General features: G+C 27.4%; 2 protein-coding genes. Both read right to left on the bottom strand.

Annotated features, from left to right (window positions below):
• Nucleotides 1-98: 98 nt before the first annotated feature.
• Nucleotides 99-2,141, bottom strand: coding sequence for a hypothetical protein (locus tag U9R42_05205; GenBank protein MEA3495416.1), 2,043 nt, complete (start codon nucleotides 2,139-2,141; stop codon nucleotides 99-101).
• A complete protein-coding gene (locus tag U9R42_05200; GenBank protein MEA3495415.1) occupies nucleotides 2,138-3,532 on the bottom strand; it encodes a hypothetical protein in 1,395 nt (464 codons plus the stop codon). The genes U9R42_05205 and U9R42_05200 overlap by 4 nt, the downstream gene beginning before the upstream one ends.
• Nucleotides 3,533-3,764: the final 232 nt, after the last annotated feature.

The following is a 3,764-nucleotide window of genomic DNA, read 5'->3' as shown; positions in this document are numbered from 1 at the left end:
GTAGCTTTAGCGAAGGAGGATTTAGTTATCTGTTTATTCGTAACACATAACTTTAAGTACTTTAGGCACTCTAGACACTTTAAGTACTTCTTTATTTGTTATTGCTTAATATATTCCGTCATTGGATTTACAACTGTAATTGTTTTTGCTTTCTCAGAGGAAGTTATTCTTACTTTTGTTATTTTTTTATCAGAAATATAAAATTGCACTTCTTTTACAAATTGGGAAATCTTATTCTCACTTCCTTTCTTTTCAATTTTTATTTTTTGTGAGGATAGAAGTGAATCTTTGTTAAAACATTCAATAAGTAAATTAAAATTTTCTGTTTTTCTTTTTACTCCAAAAACAACTTTATTAAGTGTTTGTGTTGTGTCGCTTGTGAAATTCAGTTCAATATTATTTCCTTTAGCTCTAAAGCCAAGGTAGATTTTTTTTATTTCATTTGTCCCTGATATTTTATCAGGATTTATTCTGACAAGGTCAAAAAGTGTATCGCTTTTATTTTTTTCAAAAAGTACCCATGTAGGAAAGTTGTTTTCAGTAATGTCAAAAAAAGCATGTTTTAGCCTGTAATTAAATTTAGTATCGAAATTCAAATAATAATACCATGCATGATTAATTACATAATCAGGCTTGAATGCTTCAATAATGGAATCTTTGTTGAGTTTGTAATCAGTTGCTTTTTTATTGTTGAGTCCGGAAATATCCATAACGTAGCCTTTAAAATACCTACTTGTATTTCCATGTCCTGATAGCAATACTTCATTTTTGTTACTGATGTTTCCAATGTATTTTCCTATTGCAATTCTTTCTTTTTCAACTTCATTCAAGTGTTTGTTGAGCCAGCTTGTTGCGGCTTTTACATCTTTAAAAGTAAAAAGAAAAAATGCTGCGAAAGATAAAATTGAAATTGTTTTTTTGTATTTAACAAAGTAATTGTCAATGATATAGGCTAATGCTGTAAGTGTTTGAAATATCAGGAAAATTCCGGGCATTGAATAATACCACATCATTTTTTCGGCAGGATTATAAAAATAATATAAAATCAAAGATGAAATAAAAAGTAGTCCGGGAGTGAGGTAGTATAAAGTTTTGATATTCTTTTTGATAAATAATCCTATGGTAATTATTAACATAAAAATAAAGTTAAGAATCAAAATAGGTTTGAGATAGCTGTCATTAATAAATTTTGTAAAAAACGGAAACCAATGATTTTCAGTACTCTGATAATTATGGATTTTTGCGTAAGCCGATTGAGGTAAAGGTCCTTCAAAAAACAAAAAAGTAAATGCGATCCACAAAGCAAGGGGTGTTATTGCATAAAATAATATTTCAGAGTAAACGGATTTTTTTAAGCTGAATGACTTGAAGCGTTCAAAGTGAATAATAAAATACAAAATTGAAATTGTGGCAACAACAGGAGCAGCATCAAGTTTTGATATAACCGCTAACACAAGCGAAAGCCACATCAACTTGGGTTTGTCGTAAATAAAAAATGTGATAGCAAGAAAAACAATTGCGATATGAAAAGGAGTTTCCATGCCTGAAGTTGCAACATTGAGAAACATTTTTGTACCGAAAATTACTCCTGCCCAAATCAAATATTGTAGCTCAGTTTTTGAAAAAAGTTTTTTAACAATTAAAAGAATAAAGAAAGAAGTAAAAAATATTCCTGAAAAATTTGATAATAATAAAAGTGTATCAGGACTTAAAATTTTCAGGAATGCCAAAAAACCAAAAACTATAGTATTTGTAAAACATGAAGAACCATAAATTACACCGTCTTGCGGATTGAAAGAATAAAAATATCCATCACGGAAATTGTCAATATATCTGAGAATAAAACCTGCATCATCAAAAAACACTTTGCTTTTAAGTTTAAAAATTAATATTGTTGCAAAGAGAGAAAGTAAAATATCAATAATTAAAAATGATTTTAATTTTATTTTTTTAAAAATTGTTATAGAATGATTTTTGGGAATAATATTTAAAACAAAAAATATCAGAATAAAAATGAATGTACTGAAAATAGTAACTTGCCAATCAATTTTTTGAAGTTTGTTAAAAACAAAAGCATAAACACCAAGGAAAAATATTATTAGTATTACAAGATTTAATAGTTTCTTATTTTTGAAAATCATTTTTTTGTTTTATTGTTTTTTGGTAAGTTAACATAAGTTCCTTGTTTTGCTTTTTCGTAATCAACTTTGTTGAGCAATCCCCAGAAAGCATTTCTAGGATTTGTATTGAAAAACAAAAACCAATATGCTTTTTTTGACATTGAATCAGGTTGGATATAACCCCGTTTAAATTGCCATGTTTGAAAAATATTCAACAAAAGAAAAAACACTATTATTGCAATTGAAGATATTTTAATAATTTGTTTTTGCTTAAAGATAAATGTTATAAAAGCTGCAAGTGGAATAGAAAGAATAGCATAAGAATCGATGAAAGCACGGTTGCCAAAACCTACATACCACCAACACCACCATGAGGTTACAATATAAATATTTAGTAAAGTAAAGAGTAAAATTGGAATTGCAAAATCATTTTTTATTTTGAACAAAAAATAAATTCCAATTATTGAAAATAACATAAGTGGAGTGTAAAGCAACCATCCGTTTCTATAGCTGAAAAGTCCTTTGATGATTTGGGGATTATTAAAAAAGAATCCTTCATCGCGATAAGTGTAATAAAAGAATTGTGCTGTTTGTGATTTCCAATAAAGTAATTGAGGTAACCAAATGAGTAAAAATAGCAATATCATTAATAGAATGTGAGAATATTTGCTGAATAAAAATCTTATTCTTTCAGGGAATTCTTTGAATGAATTTGTTTTATAAAACAGTAAAAATAAAAGTATGATAATATTTGAAGGGCGAATAAGAGCAATAAGTCCGGCTATAATACCAATTAAAATTGAGAAAAGAATCTTGGGTTTTTCGTACCATTTTATTACAATATAAATGAAAATTGAGAACAAAGCAAAATTATAAACATGCGACATTGCAGAACGTATTCCTGTGTAAAATAGCAGGTTGGTGCCAAGTACGATTAGCAAAAGTGTGAATGCAATTACTCTTGCTTTAAAATATCGTTGAAGTATTTTTCGTAAGAAAATAAGACTTAAAGCAAGGAAAAACCAACTGCTTAATAACAAAGCTAATTTGTAAGGTGATGAATATCCGTTTGCTTCATATTTTGAAACTTTTGCGTATTGATGAGCAACAAAAAAGAATGGAGAATAAAGAGCAGACATTCCCATTGTAAATTTGAAAACATATTTTCCTGTTGGTGATTTATGAGGCCAAAAAATCCAATAGTCATTACGATTTTCATCATTCATAAAGCTAAGAGTAACATCATTATAAATAAATGTTGCAGGTAGGTAGGAATAATATTCAAGTACATCCCAGGTAATAACTTTATCTTGTTTTTTCCACAGCGAATTTGCATTTATCACAAGGAGTACAATTATCAGAATAACAGCATTTGTTGTTTTTGATAGGTTATTTTTGTTTAACAACTTCATTTTGTGCTTTAAAAATGATTAGTTTCAAATGTCAAAAATATGAAAAGCTATTTTAAAATTGCTTTAAAAAATATAAATTATAAGGAGTAGAATAAATTCATGAATAAACAAGAAGAAGTACTTAAAGTGCCTGAAAAACTAAAAACAAAAAACAAATAACAAAAAACAAATAACAAATAACAAATAACAAATAACAAATAACAAATAACAAATAACAAATAACAAATAACAA

Source organism: Bacteroidota bacterium, from assembly GCA_034723125.1.
In the GTDB taxonomy this organism is placed as follows: domain Bacteria; phylum Bacteroidota; class Bacteroidia; order CAILMK01; family JAAYUY01; genus JAYEOP01.
This window is presented reverse-complemented; position numbering and strand designations above follow the sequence as displayed.